This window comes from Streptomyces sp. NPDC054770 (assembly GCF_053611985.1).
Genome location: NZ_JBSHBL010000026.1, coordinates 83,120 through 99,365 on the forward strand (window position 1 = coordinate 83,120; position 16,246 = coordinate 99,365).

The window sequence follows — 16,246 nt, forward strand, 5'->3', positions numbered from 1 at the left end:
GCCGTTTCACTTGCCCGGTCCGGGATTCCATGCCGGACCGGGTTTTGTGCTGGCCTTTCGGGGCTCCGCCCCGGACCCCGCTCCTCAAACGCCGGAGGGGCTGGGCCTATGCGTAGTCGCCCACCAGTTCCGCACCGGTGGTGTGCTCGCCGCGCTCGGTGATCTCGCCGGCCACCCAGGCGTCGACCCCGCGGTCGGCCAGTGTGGTCAGCGCCACGTCCACCGATTCCTGCGGGACCATCGCGATCATGCCGACGCCCATGTTGAGCGTCTTCTCCAGTTCGAGCCGCTCGACGCTGCCGGTGCGGCCGACCAGGTCGAAGATCGGGCCCGGGGTCCAGGTGGCGCGCTCCACGGTCGCGTGCAGGTGGTCCGGGATCACCCGGGCCAGGTTCGCGGCCAGCCCGCCGCCGGTGACGTGGCTGAAGGCGTGCACCTCCGCCGTACGCATCAGGGCCAGGCAGTCCAGTGAGTAGATCTTGGTCGGCTCCAGGAGTTCCTCGCCGAGGGTGCGGCCGAGGCCCTCGATACGGGCGTCGAGCGCGAGGCCCGCCTGGTTCAGCAGGACGTGCCGGACCAGGGAGTACCCGTTCGAGTGAAGGCCGGAGGACGCCATGGCGATCACCGCGTCACCCGTACGGATACGATCCGCGCCGAGCAGCCGGTCGGCCTCCACCACGCCCGTACCGGCGCCGGCCACGTCGAAGTCGTCCGCGCCGAGCAGGCCCGGGTGTTCGGCGGTCTCGCCGCCCACCAGGGCGCAGCCGGCCAGCACACAGCCTTCGGCGATGCCCTTGACGATCGCGGCGACCCGCTCGGGGTGGACCTTGCCGACGCAGATGTAGTCGGTCATGAACAGCGGCTCCGCGCCGCACACCACGATGTCGTCCATGACCATGGCGACCAGGTCGTGGCCGATGGTGTCGTACACGCCCAGCTGCCGGGCGATGTCCACCTTGGTGCCGACGCCGTCCGTGGCGGAGGCGAGCAGCGGGCGCTCGTAGTGCTTGAGGGCTGAGGCGTCGAAGAGGCCGGCGAAGCCGCCGAGGCCGCCGAGGACCTCGGGGCGCTGCGTCTTCTTCACCCACTCCTTCATCAGCTCGACGGCGCGGTCGCCCGCCTCGATGTCGACTCCGGCAGCCGCGTAGGAAGCACCGGGAACAGAGTTCTCAGACATTGCCTGGGATCTTTCGGGTTGGTTTCTACGAGGCTTACGGGCGACGGATCGCGTCGGCCGCGGCCGTGGCTGCCGGACCGGCCGCCAGCTCGGTCTCCAGGAGCTGCTTGCCGAGCAGCTCGGGGTCCGGGAGCTCCATCGGGTACTCGCCGTCGAAGCAGGCACGGCAGAGGTTCGGCTTGGCGATGGTGGTCGCCTCGATCATGCCGTCGATGGAGATGTACGCCAGCGAGTCGGCGCCGAGCGAGGTGCCGATCTCCTCGATGGACATGCCGTTGGCGATGAGCTCGGCGCGGGTGGCGAAGTCGATGCCGAAGAAGCAGGGCCACTTCACGGGCGGGGACGAGATCCGGATGTGGACCTCAGCGGCGCCCGCCTCGCGAAGCATCCGCACCAGGGCCCGCTGGGTGTTGCCGCGGACGATCGAGTCGTCGACGACCACCAGGCGCTTGCCCTTGATGACTTCCTTCAGCGGGTTCAGCTTCAGGCGGATGCCGAGCTGCCGGATGGTCTGCGAGGGCTGGATGAAGGTCCGGCCGACGTAGGCGTTCTTCACCAGGCCGTTGCCGAAGGGGATGCCGGAGGCCTCCGCGTAGCCGACGGCGGCGGGGGTGCCGGATTCCGGGGTCGCTATCACCAGGTCGGCGTCGACCGGGGCTTCCTTGGCCAGCTTCCGGCCCATCTCCACGCGGGAGAGGTAGACGTTCCGCCCGGCGATGTCGGTGTCGGGGCGGGCCAGGTACACGTACTCGAAGACACAGCCCTTGGGCTTCGCGTCAGCGAATCGCGAGGTGCGCAGGCCGTTCTCGTCGATGGCGACGAACTCGCCCGGCTCGATCTCGCGGACGAAGCTGGCGCCGCAGATGTCGAGCGCGGCGGACTCCGAGGCGACCACCCAGCCGCGCTCCAGGCGGCCGAGGACCAGGGGACGGATCCCCTGCGGGTCGCGGGCGGCGTACAGGGTGTGCTCGTCCATGAAGACGAGGGAGAAGGCACCGCGCACCTGCGGCAGGACCGTGTGCGCGGCCTCCTCGATGGTCAGCGGCTTGCCGTCCTCGTCGACCTGGGCCGCGAGGAGCGCGGTGAGCAGGTCGGTGTCGTTGGTGGCCGCGACCCGGGTGGACCGGCCGTTGTGGTCCTTCGGGAGTTCGGCGACCATCTCGGCGAGCTGCGCCGTGTTGACGAGGTTGCCGTTGTGGCCGAGCGCGATCGAGCCGTGCGCGGTGGCGCGGAACGTCGGCTGGGCGTTCTCCCACACGGAGGCACCGGTGGTCGAGTAGCGGGCGTGACCGACCGCGATATGACCCTGGAGCGAACCGAGCGAGGTCTCGTCGAAGACCTGGGAGACGAGGCCCATGTCCTTGAAGACGAGGATCTGGGAGCCGTTGCTGACCGCGATACCCGCGGATTCCTGGCCCCGATGCTGGAGGGCGTAGAGCCCGAAGTACGTGAGCTTGGCGACCTCTTCGCCCGGAGCCCAGACACCGAAGACGCCGCAAGCGTCCTGGGGGCCCTTCTCACCGGGGAGCAGATCGTGATTGAGGAGACCGTCACCACGTGGCACGGCACCGAGTGTAGGCGAGATCGACCACTGGTCCGAATTGGGGATACACGGCCGTAATGGATCTACGACTCCGGACCCGGTTGTGGCTTTCTCCATTTTCGCAGGTCAGCGCGGTGAGAGCTTTCTCCAGGCGGCGACGGTTCGTGCGGACCGGTGCCGGCGCAACCCCCTGGCACCGTATCCCTGAGTGAGGTGTCGCACATCATTGGGGGTGTCCGCGGTCATGTCCTGGACAGCTCGACGCGGTCCCCGCCCGCCGCGGTGAGGGTGAGTTTCCCGTCCTCGCCCGTCATGGTGAGCGGCCCGGAGATGAGCGTGCGGGCGAGCGCGCGCTCGAAGGTCATCCGAGCGTTGTCGCAGGCCATCCGGGTGGTCCTGGCATGGCTCAGCTGGATCCGGTCATCGGTGATCTGGGCCGTGGCGCTGAACTGGTTGCACCCGAGGCTGCCCGCCGCCCGGCCGTCCTCGATCTTCACATGGGCGCGCGCCGGGGCGCGGTGGGTGGTGCCGTCGACGGTCACGCTGTCGACGGTCCAGTCGATCCCGGTCACGGACGGCCGAGTCCCCACGGATCCACCTCTCTCACTGCCACAGGCCACCGCGAGCAGGACGAGCAGGGCGGCCACTGCCGTAGTCAGGGTCATACGGCGCATGCGCTGTTTCAACCCGTACATGCCGATTCGACGGCGCGCACCGGCCGATCGGTTCCCTCACGGGTTCCCTCACGGGTTTCCTCACCCCATGACGGGCAGGTACGCCCCGAGGTCCGCCCGCTCCCCGCCGGCCCTGACCCTGGCGTCCGCCACGGCTTCCTTCCACGCCAGCCGTCCGGTGGCCAGCCGGATCCAGGTCAGCGGGTCGGTCTCGACGACGTTCGGCGGGGTGCCCCGGGTGTGCCGGGGTCCTTCGACGCACTGCACCACGGCGTACGGCGGCACCCGCACCTCGGTGGAGCCGCCGGGCGCCTTGACGGCGAGCGCGTCGGCGAGCAGCCGGGTGCAGGCGGCCAGGGCCTGCCGGTCGTACGGCACTTCCAGTCCGGCGACGGCCGCGCTGAGGTCGTCGGTGTGGACGACCAGCTCGACGGCCCGGGTGACCAGGTAGTCGTCCAGGGGCATCGCGCCGGCGCTGGTGGCGAGCAGCCGGGTGCCGGGGTGTGCGGCGAGCAGGGCGCGCAGGCTGGCGTCGGTGTCGGCGAGGTAGGCGTCCAGGTCGGGGTGGTCGACGGCGAGGCGCCGGGTGAAGTCGTCGATGGCGGCGGAGTTCCCCGAGGTCCCGAACGGCCAGTCGAGCAGGACCGCGTCGGCCTTCGCGGGCTCGGGCTGGTCCAGGGCCCGGTGGACGGCGGTGAGCGCCATGCCGATGTGGGCGACGAGGTCCCGTACGGTCCACCCGTCGAGCCGGGTGGGGAGCGCGAACTGCTCGGGGGTGAGGCGCGCGACGGCCGCCCGCACGCCGTCGAACTGGGCGAGCACCGCGGCACGGGTCCTGGCCGGGTCGTAGCTGCGGGGACGCTTCTTGGCCTGAGGCATGGCGGTGAGCCTATGCAGGGGCGCGGCTTCCCGGCGAGCGGTTATCGGCGAGCGCCTGTCAGTCTGGATTGACAAACAGGGAGATGTCAATCCAGACTGACAGGCATGAACGCAGGAGATCTCTCAGAACGCCTCAGGTCGCACGATCCCGCGGTGGGACTGCGGGCCGTGGGTGCCCTGCACCGACTGGCCGAGCAGGTCGAAGCGGCGGCGGTCGCGCGCGCCAGGGAACAGGGATGGTCCTGGGAGCAGATCGGGGACGCCCTCGGCGTGTCCCGGCAGTCCGTCCACGCCAAGTACGGGAAGTGAGACGACCATGTTCGAGCAGTTCGCAGCAGAGGCCCGGGCGACCGTCGCATCGGCGCTCGACGAAACCACGCTGCGCGGCGATCGCCGCATCGGTACCGAGCACCTCCTGCTGGGAGTGCTCCACGAACCCCGCGCGGTGCGGGCGCTCGGAACCGACCTGGAGACCGCACGCGCCGCCCTCGACACCCTCGACCGGGCCGCGCTGGCCGTGGTCGGCATCGACGTGCACGGAATCGAGCGGGCACCGACCCCCGCCTCGCGCAAGCGCACCCCCTTCACATCCGGCGCCCGCGCAGTCCTCCCCCGCGCCCTGGCCGAGACGAGGAAGGCCGGCAGCCGCCGCATCACACCGGAACACCTGCTGCTGGCACTGCTCGACTGCGAACGACCCGATCCCGCGGCGGACCTCCTGACCGAACTCGGCATCGACCGCGCGGCCGTCCGTGAGCGCATCGGACAGGCAGGTCGCTGAGCCGCGGGGCTCTCGCCGCGCGTCGGGCGTTCAGGCGCCGAGAGCCCGCCGGAAGACGTCCGCGTGCTCGGCGCACCAGTCGGTGAAGGTGCGTGGCTTGCGGGCGAGGAGATGTTCGACGGTGTCCGTGCGGACTCCGACGGTGTCGGCCCGCATGAGGTGGAACCCCTCGACGAGGGCCGCGGCGAGGGCAGGCGGCGCCCCGCCGGGGAAGCGGAACCGCACCGCCTCCGCCGGGGTGGCCACCTCGCGGACCTCGATGGCATGCCCGATCGCCTCGGCGAGGACGCGGACCTGTTCGGCGACGGTGAACGTCTCGGCGCCGGTGAGGGCGTACTCCTGCCCCTGGTGACCGTCCTCGGTAAGGGCGAGGGCGGCCACGGCGGCGATGTCCGCGGGGTCGATCGGCGCGTAGCGGCCCGGTCCGGCGGGGTCGAGGACATAGCCGGCCTCGCGGAGGGTGGGCAGCCAGTCCAGGGCGTTGGTCATGAAACCGCCGGGTCTCAGAAAGGTGGCCGGGATGCCGGTGGCACGGATCAGGCTCTCGCGTTCGTGGTGCCAGCGGGCCATGGCGGGCAGGGGATCGAGCAGCACATGGACGGAGGACAGGTGCACGATGTGGCCCACTCCGGCGGCCCGCGCGGCGGCGAGGGCGTGCGCGGTGTGGGCGGTGCCGATACCCGGAACGAGCAGGAACAGACGGTCGACGCCGTCGAAGGCGGGCGTGAGGGTCGTCGGCTCGTCCAGGTCGCCGACGACACGCTCGGCCCGGTCGGGCAGCTCGGCGGCACGGGCCAGGTCCCGTACCAGGATGCGGAACTCGGCGCCCTGGGCGTCGAGTCGGCGGACGAGTTCGCGGCCGATGTTCCCGGTGGCCCCGGTGAGAAGTAACATGACGCCCCTCCAGTCATTTGCCGGTTAACGAGTTCAGAGGGCGGACGTTAGCCGGGAAATGATTAGCCGTCAAACGATCGACTGCTGCCGCCGCACCGAAAGGCCGCGATGCCCGAGTTCCTGGACCTGCACAGCAAGACGTCGAAGGCCCTGCGGGCGCTGGCCGAGCGCGGCATGCGGGAGTACGGCCTCCACCTCGGCCAGAACCATCTCCTCGCGGCGCTCTGGGAACAGGACGGCCGTACCCCGGGCGAGATCGCCGCGGCGGTCCACGTCACCACCCCCACCGTCACCAAGATGGCCACCCGCATGGCCGCCGCCGGCCTCCTCACCAGGCGCCCTGACGACCACGACAACCGCCTGGTCAGACTGTGGCTCACCGACGCCGGCCGCGCCCTGCGGAAACCGGTCGAGGAGGAACGGCGGCAACTGGAGGCAGCGGTCACCGCGAACCTCACCGAGGACGAACGGCGGCACCTGCTGAGCGCGCTGACAAAGATCAACGCCACCGCGAACGACCTGCTGGGGTGAAGGGCCACCCGTGAGGGTGACGCGCGGCGAAAACCACCCTGCCCCGCCGGGCCCCCGGCAAACTGGCCTTCGCCTGGCAGGGGGTGCAGCATGACCGTTATGGCCGAGCGCACGTCTCAGATGTCGGTGGAGGAGTTCGAAACGATCGCCTCCGCGGCTCCCGAGACCGTCACGTTGGAGTTCATCAACGGACGGATCGGGGTCAAGAAGGTGACGGACGGGGACCACAGCGCCATGGTGTCCTGGCTGGCCCGGCGCTGTATGCAGACCCGGCCCGACCTGGACCTGTACCAGGCCCAGGGGCTCCGGGTCGATGCGTGTCGAGAGGGCAGGGCGAAACCGGATGCGGTGATCGCTCCAGAGGCGCACTTCGCGGGACACGGTGAGTGGGCCGACCCGGACGGGGCGCTCATGGTCGTCGAGGTCACCTCGTACGACTCGGACACCGACCGGCGGGACCGGCACGAGAAGCCGACCGCGTACGGCCAGGCGGACATCCCTCTCTGCCTCTTGATCGACCGCGACTCCTGCACGGTCATGGTGCACAGTTCGCCGGACCGGAATGTCGGTGGCTACCGCGTCGTCCGTACCGCGAAGTTCGGTGAGAAGGTGCTCCTTCCCGATCCGATCGGCATCGAACTCGACACGGAGATCCTCAAGAACTACGTCCGGTGAACCGAGAAGGTCCCGCCCGTGACACACGGGCGGGACCTTCGGCGTCGTACCACCGGCTACGCCAGCAGCGCCTCGATCGTCCCCTCGTGCGCCTCGCGCAGCTCCGCCAGGCTGAGCGCGAACTCACCCTGGATCTCGACCGAGTCACCGTCCACGACACCGATGCGGGCCACCGGCAGGCCGCGCGCGCCGCACATGTCGTTGAAGCGGACCTCCTCCGAGCGCGGCACCGCGACGATCGCGCGCCCGGCCGACTCGGAGAGGAGGAAGGTGAACGCGTCGAGCCCGTCCGGTACCACCAGCCGCGCGCCCTTGCCGCCGAGCAGAGCCGACTCGACCACGGCCTGGATCAGACCGCCGTCGGACAGGTCGTGCGCCGAGTCGATCATGCCGTCGCGGGAGGCGGAGATCAGGATCTCGGCCAGGAGGCGCTCGCGCTCCAGGTCGACCTTCGGGGGCAGGCCGCCGAGGTGGTCGTGGACGACCTGCGACCAGGCCGAGCCGCCGAACTCCTCGCGGGTGTCGCCGAGGAGGTAGAGCAGCTGGCCCTCCTCCTGGAAGGCGACCGGGGTGCGGCGGGCCACGTCGTCGATCACGCCGAGGACGGCGACCACCGGGGTCGGGTGGATGGCCGCCTCGCCGGTCTGGTTGTAGAGCGAGACGTTGCCGCCGGTCACCGGGGTGCCCAGCTGGAGGCAGCCGTCGGCGAGACCGCGCACGGCCTCCGCGAACTGCCACATGACCGCCGGGTCCTCGGGCGAGCCGAAGTTCAGGCAGTCGGAGACCGCAAGGGGCTTGGCGCCGGTCGTCGCCACGTTGCGGTAGGCCTCGGCCAGGGCCAGCTGGGCGCCCGTGTAGGGGTCGAGCTTGGCGTAGCGGCCGTTGCCGTCCGTGGCGATGGCGACACCGAGGCCGGTCGCCTCGTCGACGCGGATCATGCCGGAGTCCTCGGGCTGGGCGAGGACCGTGTTGCCCTGCACGAAGTGGTCGTACTGCGAGGTGATCCACTTCTTGGAGGCCTGGTTGGGAGAGGCCACCAGCCTGAGGACCTGGTCCTTCAGCTCCTCGCTCGTCGCCGGGCGCGGCAGCTTGTTCGCGTCGTCCGCCTGGAGCTCGTCCTGCCAGGCCGGGCGGGCGTAGGGGCGCTCGTAGACCGGGCCGTCGTGGGCGACCGTGCGCGGGTCGACGTCGACGATCTTCTCGCCGTGCCAGAAGATCTCGAGGCGGTCGCCGTCGGTCACCTCACCGATGACGGTGGCGATGACGTCCCACTTCTCGCAGATCTCCAGGAAGCGCTCGACCTTCGCCGGCTCCACGACCGCGCACATGCGTTCCTGCGACTCGCTCATGAGGATCTCCTCGGGCGAGAGCGTGGAGTCGCGCAGCGGGACGTCGTCGAGGGTGACGGTCATACCGCCGGAGCCGTTCGAGGCGAGTTCGGAGGTGGCGCAGGACAGGCCGGCCGCGCCGAGGTCCTGGATGCCGACGACCAGCTTCTCCCGGAAGGCCTCCAGGGTGCACTCGATGAGGAGCTTCTCCTGGAAGGGGTCGCCGACCTGGACGGCGGGGCGCTTCGAGGGCTTCGCGTCGTCGAAGGTCTCGCTCGCGAGGATCGACGCGCCGCCGATGCCGTCGCCGCCGGTCCGGGCGCCGTACAGGATGACCTGGTTGCCCGCGCCGGAGGCCTTGGCGAGGTGGATGTCCTCGTGCCGCATCACGCCGATGGCACCGGCGTTGACCAGCGGGTTGCCCTGGTAGCAGGCGTCGAAGACGACCTCGCCGCCGATGTTGGGCAGGCCCAGGCAGTTGCCGTAGCCGCCGATGCCGGCGACGACGCCCGGCAGGACGCGCTTGGTGTCGGGGTGGTCGGCGGCGCCGAAGCGCAGCGGGTCGACCACGGCCACCGGCCGCGCGCCCATCGCGATGATGTCGCGGACGATGCCGCCGACACCGGTCGCGGCGCCCTGGTACGGCTCGACGTAGGAGGGGTGGTTGTGGGACTCGACCTTGAAGGTCACGGCGTAGCCCTGGCCGACGTCCACCACGCCCGCGTTCTCGCCGATGCCGACGAGCATCGCGTCGCTCTGCGGGGCCTTCTCGCCGAACTGGCGCAGGTGGACCTTGGAGGACTTGTACGAGCAGTGCTCGGACCACATGACCGAGTACATGGCGAGTTCGGCGCCGGTCGGGCGGCGGCCGAGGATCTCCACCACCCGCTCGTACTCGTCCTTCTTCAGACCGAGTTCGGCCCAGGGCAGCGCGACGTCGGGGGTCGCGGCCGCGTGCTCGACCGTGTCCAGAGGCGTCCGGCTCATGCGTTGACCAGCTTCTTGAGGATCGAGGTGAAGAAGGGGAGGCCGTCGGTACGGCCCGTGCCGATCAGCGGCTCGACGGCGTGCTCGGGGTGCGGCATGAGGCCGACGACGTTCCCGGCCTCGTTGGTGATGCCGGCGATGTCACGGAGCGAGCCGTTGGGATTGCCGTATCCATCAGCGGCTTCGCCGCGGACGACGTACCGGAAGGCGACCCGGCCCTCGGCCTCCAGCTTGTCGAGCGTGTACTCGTCGGCGACGTACCGGCCGTCCATGTTCTTCAGCGGGATGCGGATCTCCTGGCCCTCGCGGTAGTCGCTGGTCCAGGCCGTGCCCGCGTTCTCCACCCGCAGCTTCTGGTCGCGGCAGATGAAGTGGAGGTGGTTGTTGCCGAGCATCGCACCGGGGAGCAGATGTGCCTCGGTGAGGATCTGGAAGCCGTTGCAGATACCGAGGACCGGAAGGCCGGCCTTCGCCTGCTCGATGACGGCCTCCATCACCGGCGAGAAGCGGGAGATGGCGCCGGCCCGCAGATAGTCGCCGTAGGAGAAACCGCCGGGAAGGACCACCGCGTCGACCTGGTGGAGGTCCTTGTCCTTGTGCCAGAGGGCGACCGGTTCCGCACCCGCGAGCCGGATCGCGCGCTGGGTGTCACGGTCGTCGAGGCTTCCCGGGAAAGTGACGACGCCAATACGAGCGGTCACTTCGCCGCCTCCGCGACTTCCTCCACCTTGACGGTGAAGTCCTCGATCACGGTGTTGGCGAGGAAGGATTCCGCAAGATCATGGATGCGGGCGAGTGCGGCCTCGTCGACCGGCCCGTCAACTTCCAGTTCGAATCGCTTTCCCTGACGTACATCGGAGATGCCTTCGAAACCCAGGCGCGGCAGGGCACGCTGGACCGCCTGGCCCTGGGGGTCGAGGATCTCCGGCTTGAGCATGACGTCGACTACGACGCGTGCCACTGGCACTCCCGGTGTTGTGGTGCTGAGCTGGTGCCTTCAGACTACCCGCACAAAATTTCTACGCGGGTAGAGTTGTAGGAAACTACGTGAGCCGCATCACGATCGGGTGACAGCCAGGGGTCCTCACGAAAAGTTCTGGGAAAGTTCCCCGGGTTCGCCCGCGACATCTATTGCACTGGAGACACGCGGACGGATTTAGTCGGGCTTCACTTTGTATTGCCAGGCACTGTACAAATGAATTGGCAATAGCCGATACTCGGCACGTCATCTCGCACCATCGCGGTCATCACCGATGAGCTGACGATGAGCTGTATAGACGTGCCACACGAAGGGACCGAATATTCGTGGCGCAGAAGGTCGTGGTCACTCTCTTTGACGACATCGACGGCTCGGAAGCGGCGGAAACGATCGCCTTCGGACTCGACGGCAAGTCGTACGAGATCGATCTGAATCAAGCAAACGCCAAGAAACTGCGCAAGGCCCTGGAGCCTTACGTGGTGGCCGGCCGCAAGCGGTCGAAGTCGGGCAAGGCGTACAAGCAGACGGAGGTCGCCCCCGACCCGGCGGCCGTCCGCGCCTGGGCGCAGGCGAACAAGATGGACGTCCCCGCCCGCGGCCGCATCCCGAAGAAGGTGTACGAGGCGTTCAGCTCCGCCCAGTGACAGGGGGACGGCTGCCCTCAGGGTGCGTCAGCCGCCCCTGTGGGCAGCCGACTTGCGCTACCCCCCTGCTGATCAGCTAATGTCTGGAGCACGCCGAGGGACACGGTCGAAAAGCCGGAGCCCACGGAGTACATGCGGGTGTAGTTCAGTAGCAGAACATCCCCCTTCCAGGGGGAAGGCGCAGTGTGCAATTCCTGTCACCCGCTCTGCACCGCCGTCCTGAGCATGCTTGTGGATCAGGTAGGCTGGTGCTCGCACCGATCGGTGGGAGCCGGTCGGGAGCAGTGCGGACGTAGCTCAGTTGGTAGAGCGCAACCTTGCCAAGGTTGAGGTCGCGAGTTCGAGCCTCGTCGTCCGCTCCAGCTCAAAGAGGAAACCCCAGTCATATGGCTGGGGTTTTTTCGTGCGCCCACCCGCATCTGCCGGGGCCTTCGCCTTCTGCCGGGGCGCTCTGACATTTGTCATGGCGAGTGATGACACCGCGCACTGCTCCCGGGCCCCCGCCGCGGGGACGCTGGAGTCATGGACGACGAACACGTGATTGAGGTCACAGATCTCCGGCGTGTCTACGGGGGCGGGTTCGAAGCGGTCCGCGGAATCACCTTCTCCGTGGCCCGCGGGGAGATCTTCGCGCTGCTCGGCACCAATGGCGCCGGAAAGACATCGACGGTCGAACTGCTGGAAGGACTCGCACCACCGGACGGCGGCCGGGTCCGGGTACTGGGCCACGACCCGCACCGGGAACGGGCCGCCGTACGCCCGCGCACCGGCGTGATGCTCCAGGAGGGCGGCTTCCCCTCCGAACTGACCGTCGGCGAGACGGCACGGATGTGGGCCGGCTGTACGACCGGAGCCCGGCCCCCGGCCGAGGCGCTCGGCCTGGTCGGGCTCGCCGGGCGGGCCGACGTCCGGGTCAAGCAGCTCTCCGGCGGGGAGCGGCGCCGCCTCGACCTGGCACTCGCCCTGCTCGGGCGGCCCGAGGTGCTGTTCCTGGACGAGCCGACCACCGGACTCGACGCCGAAGGGCGCCGCGACACCTGGGAGTTGGTGCGCACGCTGCGCGACACCGGGACGGCCGTCCTGCTCACCACGCATTACCTGGAGGAGGCCGAGGACCTCGCCGACCGGCTCGCGATCCTGCACGAGGGGCGCATCGCGACCACCGGAACACCGGCCGAGGTGACCGCCGGCCGGCCCGCGCGGATGTCCTTCGAGCTGCCCACGGGCTACTTCCTCGGGGACCTGCCGCCGCTCGCCGCGATGGGCGTCTGCGGACACGAGCTCGACGGCAGAACCGTACGGCTGCGCACCCGCGAGGTGCAGCGGACCGCCACCGGGGTACTGGGGTGGGCCGAGCGGACCGGGGTCGAACTGCACCGGCTGGAGGTGCGGTCCGCCTCTCTGGAGGAGGCGTTTCTCGGGATCGCGAAGGAGGCGGCCGCATGAACGCGGTGATCACGACGCGGCTGCGCGCCCTCTCCCGCGCCGAGCTGATCCTCTTCGGCCGCAATCGCAGTGCGGTGCTCACCGCGCTGCTCGTCCCGCTCGCGCTGCCGGTCACGGTGCGGCCCACACTCGACCAGTTCGACCTCAAGGAGAAGGGACTGAACGTCGGCACGCTGATGCTGACCGCCGCCGTCGGCTTCTCCTTCCTGTTCGCCGTCTACAGCTCACTGGTCGGCGCGTTCGTCGCCCGACGCGAGGAACTCGTCCTCAAGCGGCTGCGCACCGGCGAGCTGTCCGACGCGGAGATCCTGACCGGCACCGCCCTGCCCGCCGTCTGCCTCGGCCTGGCGCAGGCGCTGCTGCTGACCGCCGGCTGCACGGTGCTCCTCGACGCGGGCTCGCCCGAGGCGCCGTATCTCACGCTCCTTGGGCTGCTCCTCGGCCTGCTGATCAGTGCCGCGCTCGCCGCGCTGACCTCGGCCTTCACCCGGACCGCCGAGAGCGCCCAGGTCACCGCGCTGCCACTGGTCTTCGTCTCCATGCTGGGCTCGGGCATCGCCGTCCCGGCGGACGTCCTGCCCGACCGGGTCGCCAGGGTCTGCGAACTGCTCCCGCTCTCCCCGGCCGTCCGGCTGGTCCGGGCCGGCTGGACCGGGGAGATGAGCGCGTCCGAGGCGCTGGTGACGGTCGCCACCGCGCTGGCCTGGACCGTGGTCGCGGTGTTTGCTGTACGGCGGTGGTTCCGCTGGGAACCTCGGCACTGAGGGAAGACGGGACCGGGATGAGCGGGGCAGGCGGCTGGTGGCGGGGGAAGACCACGCCCGCCAAGGTCGAGACGTACACGCGGTGGTCGTTCCACTTCTTCGCGGTGATCGAGGTCGCGGCGATCGGGCTGCCGGTGTTCGCGCAGGCGGGGACGGAGGTCGCGGGCTGGCTGATGGCGATGGTCGTCGTCCACGCGCTGCTCTGCGCGCTGACCGCCTCCCGGGCGCTGGACTGGACGCGGGGCCGGCGGCCGCAGCCGGTGCGGCTGCTGTGGGTGCTCGCCGCGGCGACCTACGTCGTCGGCGTCGTCGCCCTCGTCCTGCGCGAGCACGGGTCAGGACCGGACGTGCACGCCGCCGGCGGCAGCGTCTTCACCGGGGTGCTGGCCTTCGGCTCCGGGACCACGGCACTCGGGGTGTACGACCGGAAGCGGGTGCTGTCGCTCGTCGCGGGCTTCGCCTGCGGGGCGGGGGCGGTCTCCTTCCTGCTGGGCTTCCCCGGGGCGGCCGCGCTGTTCACCGCGCTCGTGGTGTTCCTCGGCGGCGCGTTCCTCGCCTTCACCTCGATCATCTCCCTCTGGCTGCTGAACGCCGTCTACGAACTCGACGAGGCCCGCGAGACCCGCGCCCGGCTCGCCGTCGCCGAGGAACGGCTGCGGTTCGGCCGCGACCTGCACGACGTGCTCGGCCGGAACCTCGCCGTCATCGCCCTCAAGAGCGAACTGGCGGTCCAGCTCGCCCGGCGCGAACGGCCCGAGGCCGTGGAGCAGATGATCGAGGTGCAGCGGATCGCACAGGAGTCGCAGCGCGAGGTGCGGGATGTCGTACGCGGCTACCGGGACGCCGATCTGGGGGCCGAACTCCACGGCGCGCAGGGTGTGTTGACGGCCGCGGGAATCGCCTGCGAGGTGTCCGGCGACGCCGCCGGACTGCCCGCCGAGGTGCAGTCGGCGCTCGGATGGGTGGTGCGGGAGGCGACCACCAACGTGCTGCGGCACGGGGACGCGGGACGGTGTGCGGTGGGGCTGCGGGTGCGGGAGGGATGCGTGGTGCTGACGGTGGAGAACGACGGGGTCGTGGTGCGCGGCAGCGGCGGGGGCTCCGGGCTGGCCGGACTGCGGGAGCGGCTCGCGGTGGTCGACGGGACGCTGGAGGCCGGGCCGGTGGGAGCGGACGGGTTCCGGGTGGTGGCGTCGGTGCCGCTGTCCGGTCGTACGGCTGATGCGAAGGTGAGTGGAGTCACGTCATGACGTCTCCGGTACGGCTGTTGCTCGCGGACGACGAGCATCTGATCCGGGGCGCGCTGGCCGCGCTGCTCGGCCTTGAGGACGACCTGGTCGTGATCGCCGAGGCGGCCACCGGCCCGGAGGCGCTCGCCATGGCGCGGGCCCATCGCCCCGATGTCGCGGTGCTCGATCTCCAGATGCCCGGCGCGGACGGTGTGAGGGTCGCCACATCGCTGCGCGCCGAACTGCCCGCCTGCCAGGTACTGATCGTCACCGGTCACGGACGGCCCGGCCATCTGAAGCGGGCCCTTGCGGCCGGTGTGCGGGGGTTCGTCCCGAAGACGGTGAGCGCCCAGCGGCTCGCGGAGATCATCCGGACCGTGCACGCCGGAAACCGGTACATCGACCCGGAGTTGGCCGCCGACGCGATCTCCGCCGGGGACTCGCCGCTGACCGCGCGGGAGGCCGAGGTGCTGGAGCTGGCGGCCGACGGGGCGCCGGTCGCGGAGATCGCCGAGCGGGCCGCGCTGTCGCCCGGAACCGTGCGGAACTATCTCTCCTCGGCCGTCACCAAGCTCGGTGCGGAGAACCGTCATGCGGCAGTGCGTCTCGCCCGGGACCGAGGTTGGGTATAGTTGCTCTCGCGCCACGGCGCATGCGGACGTAGCTCAGTTGGTAGAGCGCAACCTTGCCAAGGTTGAGGTCGCGAGTTCGAGCCTCGTCGTCCGCTCAGCAGAGAAGGCCCCCGGTTCTTGCCGGGGGCCTTCCGCGTTCACGACCAGGTGTTGCCCGTCAGCCGCTCGTACGCCTCGATGTACTTCGCGCGGGTCGCCTCGACCACGTGCTCCGGCAGCGGCGGCGGGGGCTGCTCGCTCCTGCGGTCCCAGCCGGACTCGGCCGAGGTCAGCCAGTCGCGCACGTACTGCTTGTCGAACGACGGCTGGGCGCGGCCCGGCTGCCACTCGTCGGCCGGCCAGAAGCGGGACGAGTCCGGGGTGAGGACCTCGTCGGCGAGGACCAGGGTGTCGTTCTCGAAGCCGAACTCGAACTTCGTGTCGGCCAGGATGATCCCCCGGTCCCGGGCGATGTCCCGGGCCCGCCCGTACACCGCGAGGGTGGCCTGGCGCAGCTGGGCGGCGGTCTCGGCGCCGACCTGGCGGGCGACCTCCTCGTACGACACGTTCTCGTCGTGCTCGCCGACCTCGGCCTTGGTGGCCGGGGTGAAGATCGGGGCGGGCAGCTCGGAGCCGTCGACCAGGCCCTCGGGAAGGGCGAGGCCGCAGACCGTGCGGGACTCCTGGTACTCGGCGAGGCCCGAGCCGGTGAGGTAGCCGCGGGCCACGCACTCGACCGGGAGCATCTTCAGGGACTTGCAGATGAGAGTGCGGCCCGCCCAGTCGGCGGGGGCGCCCTCGGGCAGCTCGGTGCTGATGACGTGGTTGGGGACCAGGTCGGCGAGCTTGTCGAACCACCACAGGGAGAGCTGCGTGAGCACCCGGCCCTTGTCGGGGATCTCGGTCGGCAGCACCCAGTCGTACGCGGACAGGCGGTCGCTGGCGACCATCACGAGGTCACCGGCCGCGTTCTGGTACAGCTCGCGCACCTTGCCGGTGTGCAGATGCACCAGACCCGGCACCTCGACGGGCTCGGGCTTTTCGACGAATCCGGACACGGTTCCTCCCCGTGGTTCTGTACAGGTGCCCTCGATTCTCCCGTAT

Annotated in this window: 18 protein-coding genes and 3 tRNA genes; 12 read left to right on the plus strand and 9 right to left on the minus strand. The window is 70.2% G+C overall.

Annotated features, from left to right (window positions below):
* Positions 1-106 precede the first annotated feature (106 nt).
* The 4 genes from purM to ACWGKQ_RS23170 all read right to left on the minus strand — a co-directional run bounded on the left by purM (position 107) and on the right by ACWGKQ_RS23170 (position 4,273).
* Entirely contained in the window at positions 107-1,177 is a 1,071-nt protein-coding gene (gene purM, locus ACWGKQ_RS23155; protein WP_453293841.1) for a phosphoribosylformylglycinamidine cyclo-ligase, read from the minus strand.
* Between the two features lie 34 nt (positions 1,178-1,211).
* A complete protein-coding gene (gene purF, locus ACWGKQ_RS23160) occupies positions 1,212-2,741 on the minus strand; it encodes an amidophosphoribosyltransferase (protein WP_453293842.1) in 1,530 nt (509 codons plus the stop codon).
* A 221-nt stretch (positions 2,742-2,962) separates the two neighbouring features.
* The gene (locus ACWGKQ_RS23165; RefSeq protein WP_453293843.1) at positions 2,963-3,310 is read right to left on the minus strand and encodes an META domain-containing protein; all 348 of its coding nucleotides are present in this window, start codon (positions 3,308-3,310) and stop codon (positions 2,963-2,965) included.
* Between the two features lie 165 nt (positions 3,311-3,475).
* Positions 3,476-4,273: a sterol carrier family protein gene (locus ACWGKQ_RS23170; protein WP_453293844.1), complete on the minus strand. Its 798-nt coding sequence runs from the start codon at positions 4,271-4,273 to the stop codon at positions 3,476-3,478.
* 105 nt (positions 4,274-4,378) lie between these two features.
* Here ACWGKQ_RS23170 and ACWGKQ_RS23175 point away from each other — a divergent pair, with 105 nt between their 5' ends.
* A complete protein-coding gene (locus ACWGKQ_RS23175; RefSeq protein ID WP_089100649.1) occupies positions 4,379-4,582 on the plus strand; it encodes a helix-turn-helix domain-containing protein in 204 nt (67 codons plus the stop codon).
* Between the two features lie 7 nt (positions 4,583-4,589).
* Complete coding sequence (locus ACWGKQ_RS23180) at positions 4,590-5,054, plus strand: Clp protease N-terminal domain-containing protein (RefSeq protein ID WP_453293845.1); 465 nt, start codon at positions 4,590-4,592, stop codon at positions 5,052-5,054.
* A 30-nt stretch (positions 5,055-5,084) separates the two neighbouring features.
* Here the strand turns inward: ACWGKQ_RS23180 and ACWGKQ_RS23185 are convergent, their stop codons facing one another.
* Complete coding sequence (locus ACWGKQ_RS23185; protein WP_453293846.1) at positions 5,085-5,948, minus strand: SDR family oxidoreductase; 864 nt, start codon at positions 5,946-5,948, stop codon at positions 5,085-5,087.
* 108 nt (positions 5,949-6,056) lie between these two features.
* Between ACWGKQ_RS23185 and ACWGKQ_RS23190 the strand changes: the two genes are divergently transcribed.
* Positions 6,057-6,479 carry a MarR family winged helix-turn-helix transcriptional regulator gene (locus ACWGKQ_RS23190; protein WP_453293847.1) on the plus strand — a complete coding sequence of 141 codons (423 nt, stop codon included), beginning with the start codon at positions 6,057-6,059 and terminating at the stop codon, positions 6,477-6,479.
* A 90-nt stretch (positions 6,480-6,569) separates the two neighbouring features.
* Positions 6,570-7,154 (plus strand): Uma2 family endonuclease, encoded by a 585-nt coding sequence (locus tag ACWGKQ_RS23195; protein WP_453293848.1) that lies wholly within the window; start codon positions 6,570-6,572, stop codon positions 7,152-7,154.
* Between the two features lie 56 nt (positions 7,155-7,210).
* Here the strand turns inward: ACWGKQ_RS23195 and purL are convergent, their stop codons facing one another.
* Genes purL through purS form a run of 3 tightly spaced genes read right to left on the minus strand, consistent with a single transcriptional unit; the run spans position 7,211 to position 10,430 of the window.
* A complete protein-coding gene (purL, locus tag ACWGKQ_RS23200) occupies positions 7,211-9,469 on the minus strand; it encodes a phosphoribosylformylglycinamidine synthase subunit PurL (protein ID WP_453293849.1) in 2,259 nt (752 codons plus the stop codon).
* Positions 9,466-10,170, minus strand: a complete 705-nt coding sequence (gene purQ / locus ACWGKQ_RS23205; protein ID WP_453293850.1) for a phosphoribosylformylglycinamidine synthase subunit PurQ — start codon at positions 10,168-10,170, stop codon at positions 9,466-9,468. Before purQ ends, purL begins: the two co-directional genes overlap by 4 nt.
* Complete coding sequence (gene purS, locus ACWGKQ_RS23210; RefSeq protein WP_015659417.1) at positions 10,167-10,430, minus strand: phosphoribosylformylglycinamidine synthase subunit PurS; 264 nt, start codon at positions 10,428-10,430, stop codon at positions 10,167-10,169. The genes purQ and purS overlap by 4 nt, the downstream gene beginning before the upstream one ends.
* 344 nt (positions 10,431-10,774) lie before the next feature.
* Between purS and ACWGKQ_RS23215 the strand changes: the two genes are divergently transcribed.
* The 8 genes from ACWGKQ_RS23215 (at position 10,775) to ACWGKQ_RS23250 (ending at position 15,258) form a co-directional block, all read left to right on the plus strand.
* A complete protein-coding gene (locus ACWGKQ_RS23215) occupies positions 10,775-11,092 on the plus strand; it encodes a histone-like nucleoid-structuring protein Lsr2 (protein WP_453293851.1) in 318 nt (105 codons plus the stop codon).
* A gap of 134 nt (positions 11,093-11,226) precedes the next feature.
* Positions 11,227-11,298 (plus strand) — tRNA-Gly (locus tag ACWGKQ_RS23220).
* Between the two features lie 80 nt (positions 11,299-11,378).
* Positions 11,379-11,454: transfer RNA gene (locus ACWGKQ_RS23225), tRNA-Gly, on the plus strand.
* Between the two features lie 160 nt (positions 11,455-11,614).
* Positions 11,615-12,538: an ABC transporter ATP-binding protein gene (locus tag ACWGKQ_RS23230; protein WP_453293852.1), complete on the plus strand. Its 924-nt coding sequence runs from the start codon at positions 11,615-11,617 to the stop codon at positions 12,536-12,538.
* On the plus strand, positions 12,535-13,302 hold the full coding sequence (locus ACWGKQ_RS23235; RefSeq protein WP_453293853.1) for an ABC transporter permease: 768 nt from the start codon (positions 12,535-12,537) through the stop codon (positions 13,300-13,302). The genes ACWGKQ_RS23230 and ACWGKQ_RS23235 overlap by 4 nt, the downstream gene beginning before the upstream one ends.
* Positions 13,303-13,319: 17 nt before the next feature.
* Positions 13,320-14,552: a histidine kinase gene (locus ACWGKQ_RS23240; protein ID WP_453293854.1), complete on the plus strand. Its 1,233-nt coding sequence runs from the start codon at positions 13,320-13,322 to the stop codon at positions 14,550-14,552.
* Positions 14,549-15,163 (plus strand): response regulator, encoded by a 615-nt coding sequence (locus ACWGKQ_RS23245; protein WP_453293855.1) that lies wholly within the window; start codon positions 14,549-14,551, stop codon positions 15,161-15,163. The genes ACWGKQ_RS23240 and ACWGKQ_RS23245 overlap by 4 nt, the downstream gene beginning before the upstream one ends.
* A gap of 22 nt (positions 15,164-15,185) precedes the next feature.
* Positions 15,186-15,258 (plus strand) — tRNA-Gly (locus ACWGKQ_RS23250).
* Between the two features lie 42 nt (positions 15,259-15,300).
* Here the strand turns inward: ACWGKQ_RS23250 and ACWGKQ_RS23255 are convergent.
* Positions 15,301-16,200 (minus strand): phosphoribosylaminoimidazolesuccinocarboxamide synthase, encoded by a 900-nt coding sequence (locus ACWGKQ_RS23255; protein ID WP_453293856.1) that lies wholly within the window; start codon positions 16,198-16,200, stop codon positions 15,301-15,303.
* Between the last annotated feature and the right edge of the window lie 46 nt (positions 16,201-16,246).

What these genes read in the sequence shown, in the direction of transcription:
- ACWGKQ_RS23180 (WP_453293845.1), top strand. Translation starts at nt 4,590, where the DNA reads ATGTTCGAGCAGTTCGCAGCAGAGGCCCGGGCGACCGTCGCATCGGCG.
- ACWGKQ_RS23230 (WP_453293852.1), top strand. Translation starts at nt 11,615, where the DNA reads ATGGACGACGAACACGTGATTGAGGTCACAGATCTCCGGCGTGTCTAC.
- ACWGKQ_RS23235 (WP_453293853.1), top strand. Translation starts at nt 12,535, where the DNA reads ATGAACGCGGTGATCACGACGCGGCTGCGCGCCCTCTCCCGCGCCGAG.
- ACWGKQ_RS23195 (WP_453293848.1), top strand. Translation starts at nt 6,570, where the DNA reads ATGACCGTTATGGCCGAGCGCACGTCTCAGATGTCGGTGGAGGAGTTC.
- purL (WP_453293849.1), bottom strand. Translation starts at nt 9,469, where the DNA reads ATGAGCCGGACGCCTCTGGACACGGTCGAGCACGCGGCCGCGACCCCC.
- ACWGKQ_RS23245 (WP_453293855.1), top strand. Translation starts at nt 14,549, where the DNA reads ATGACGTCTCCGGTACGGCTGTTGCTCGCGGACGACGAGCATCTGATC.
- ACWGKQ_RS23190 (WP_453293847.1), top strand. Translation starts at nt 6,057, where the DNA reads ATGCCCGAGTTCCTGGACCTGCACAGCAAGACGTCGAAGGCCCTGCGG.
- purM (WP_453293841.1), bottom strand. Translation starts at nt 1,177, where the DNA reads ATGTCTGAGAACTCTGTTCCCGGTGCTTCCTACGCGGCTGCCGGAGTC.
- ACWGKQ_RS23170 (WP_453293844.1), bottom strand. Translation starts at nt 4,273, where the DNA reads ATGCCTCAGGCCAAGAAGCGTCCCCGCAGCTACGACCCGGCCAGGACC.
- ACWGKQ_RS23240 (WP_453293854.1), top strand. Translation starts at nt 13,320, where the DNA reads ATGAGCGGGGCAGGCGGCTGGTGGCGGGGGAAGACCACGCCCGCCAAG.
- ACWGKQ_RS23175 (WP_089100649.1), top strand. Translation starts at nt 4,379, where the DNA reads ATGAACGCAGGAGATCTCTCAGAACGCCTCAGGTCGCACGATCCCGCG.
- ACWGKQ_RS23185 (WP_453293846.1), bottom strand. Translation starts at nt 5,948, where the DNA reads ATGTTACTTCTCACCGGGGCCACCGGGAACATCGGCCGCGAACTCGTC.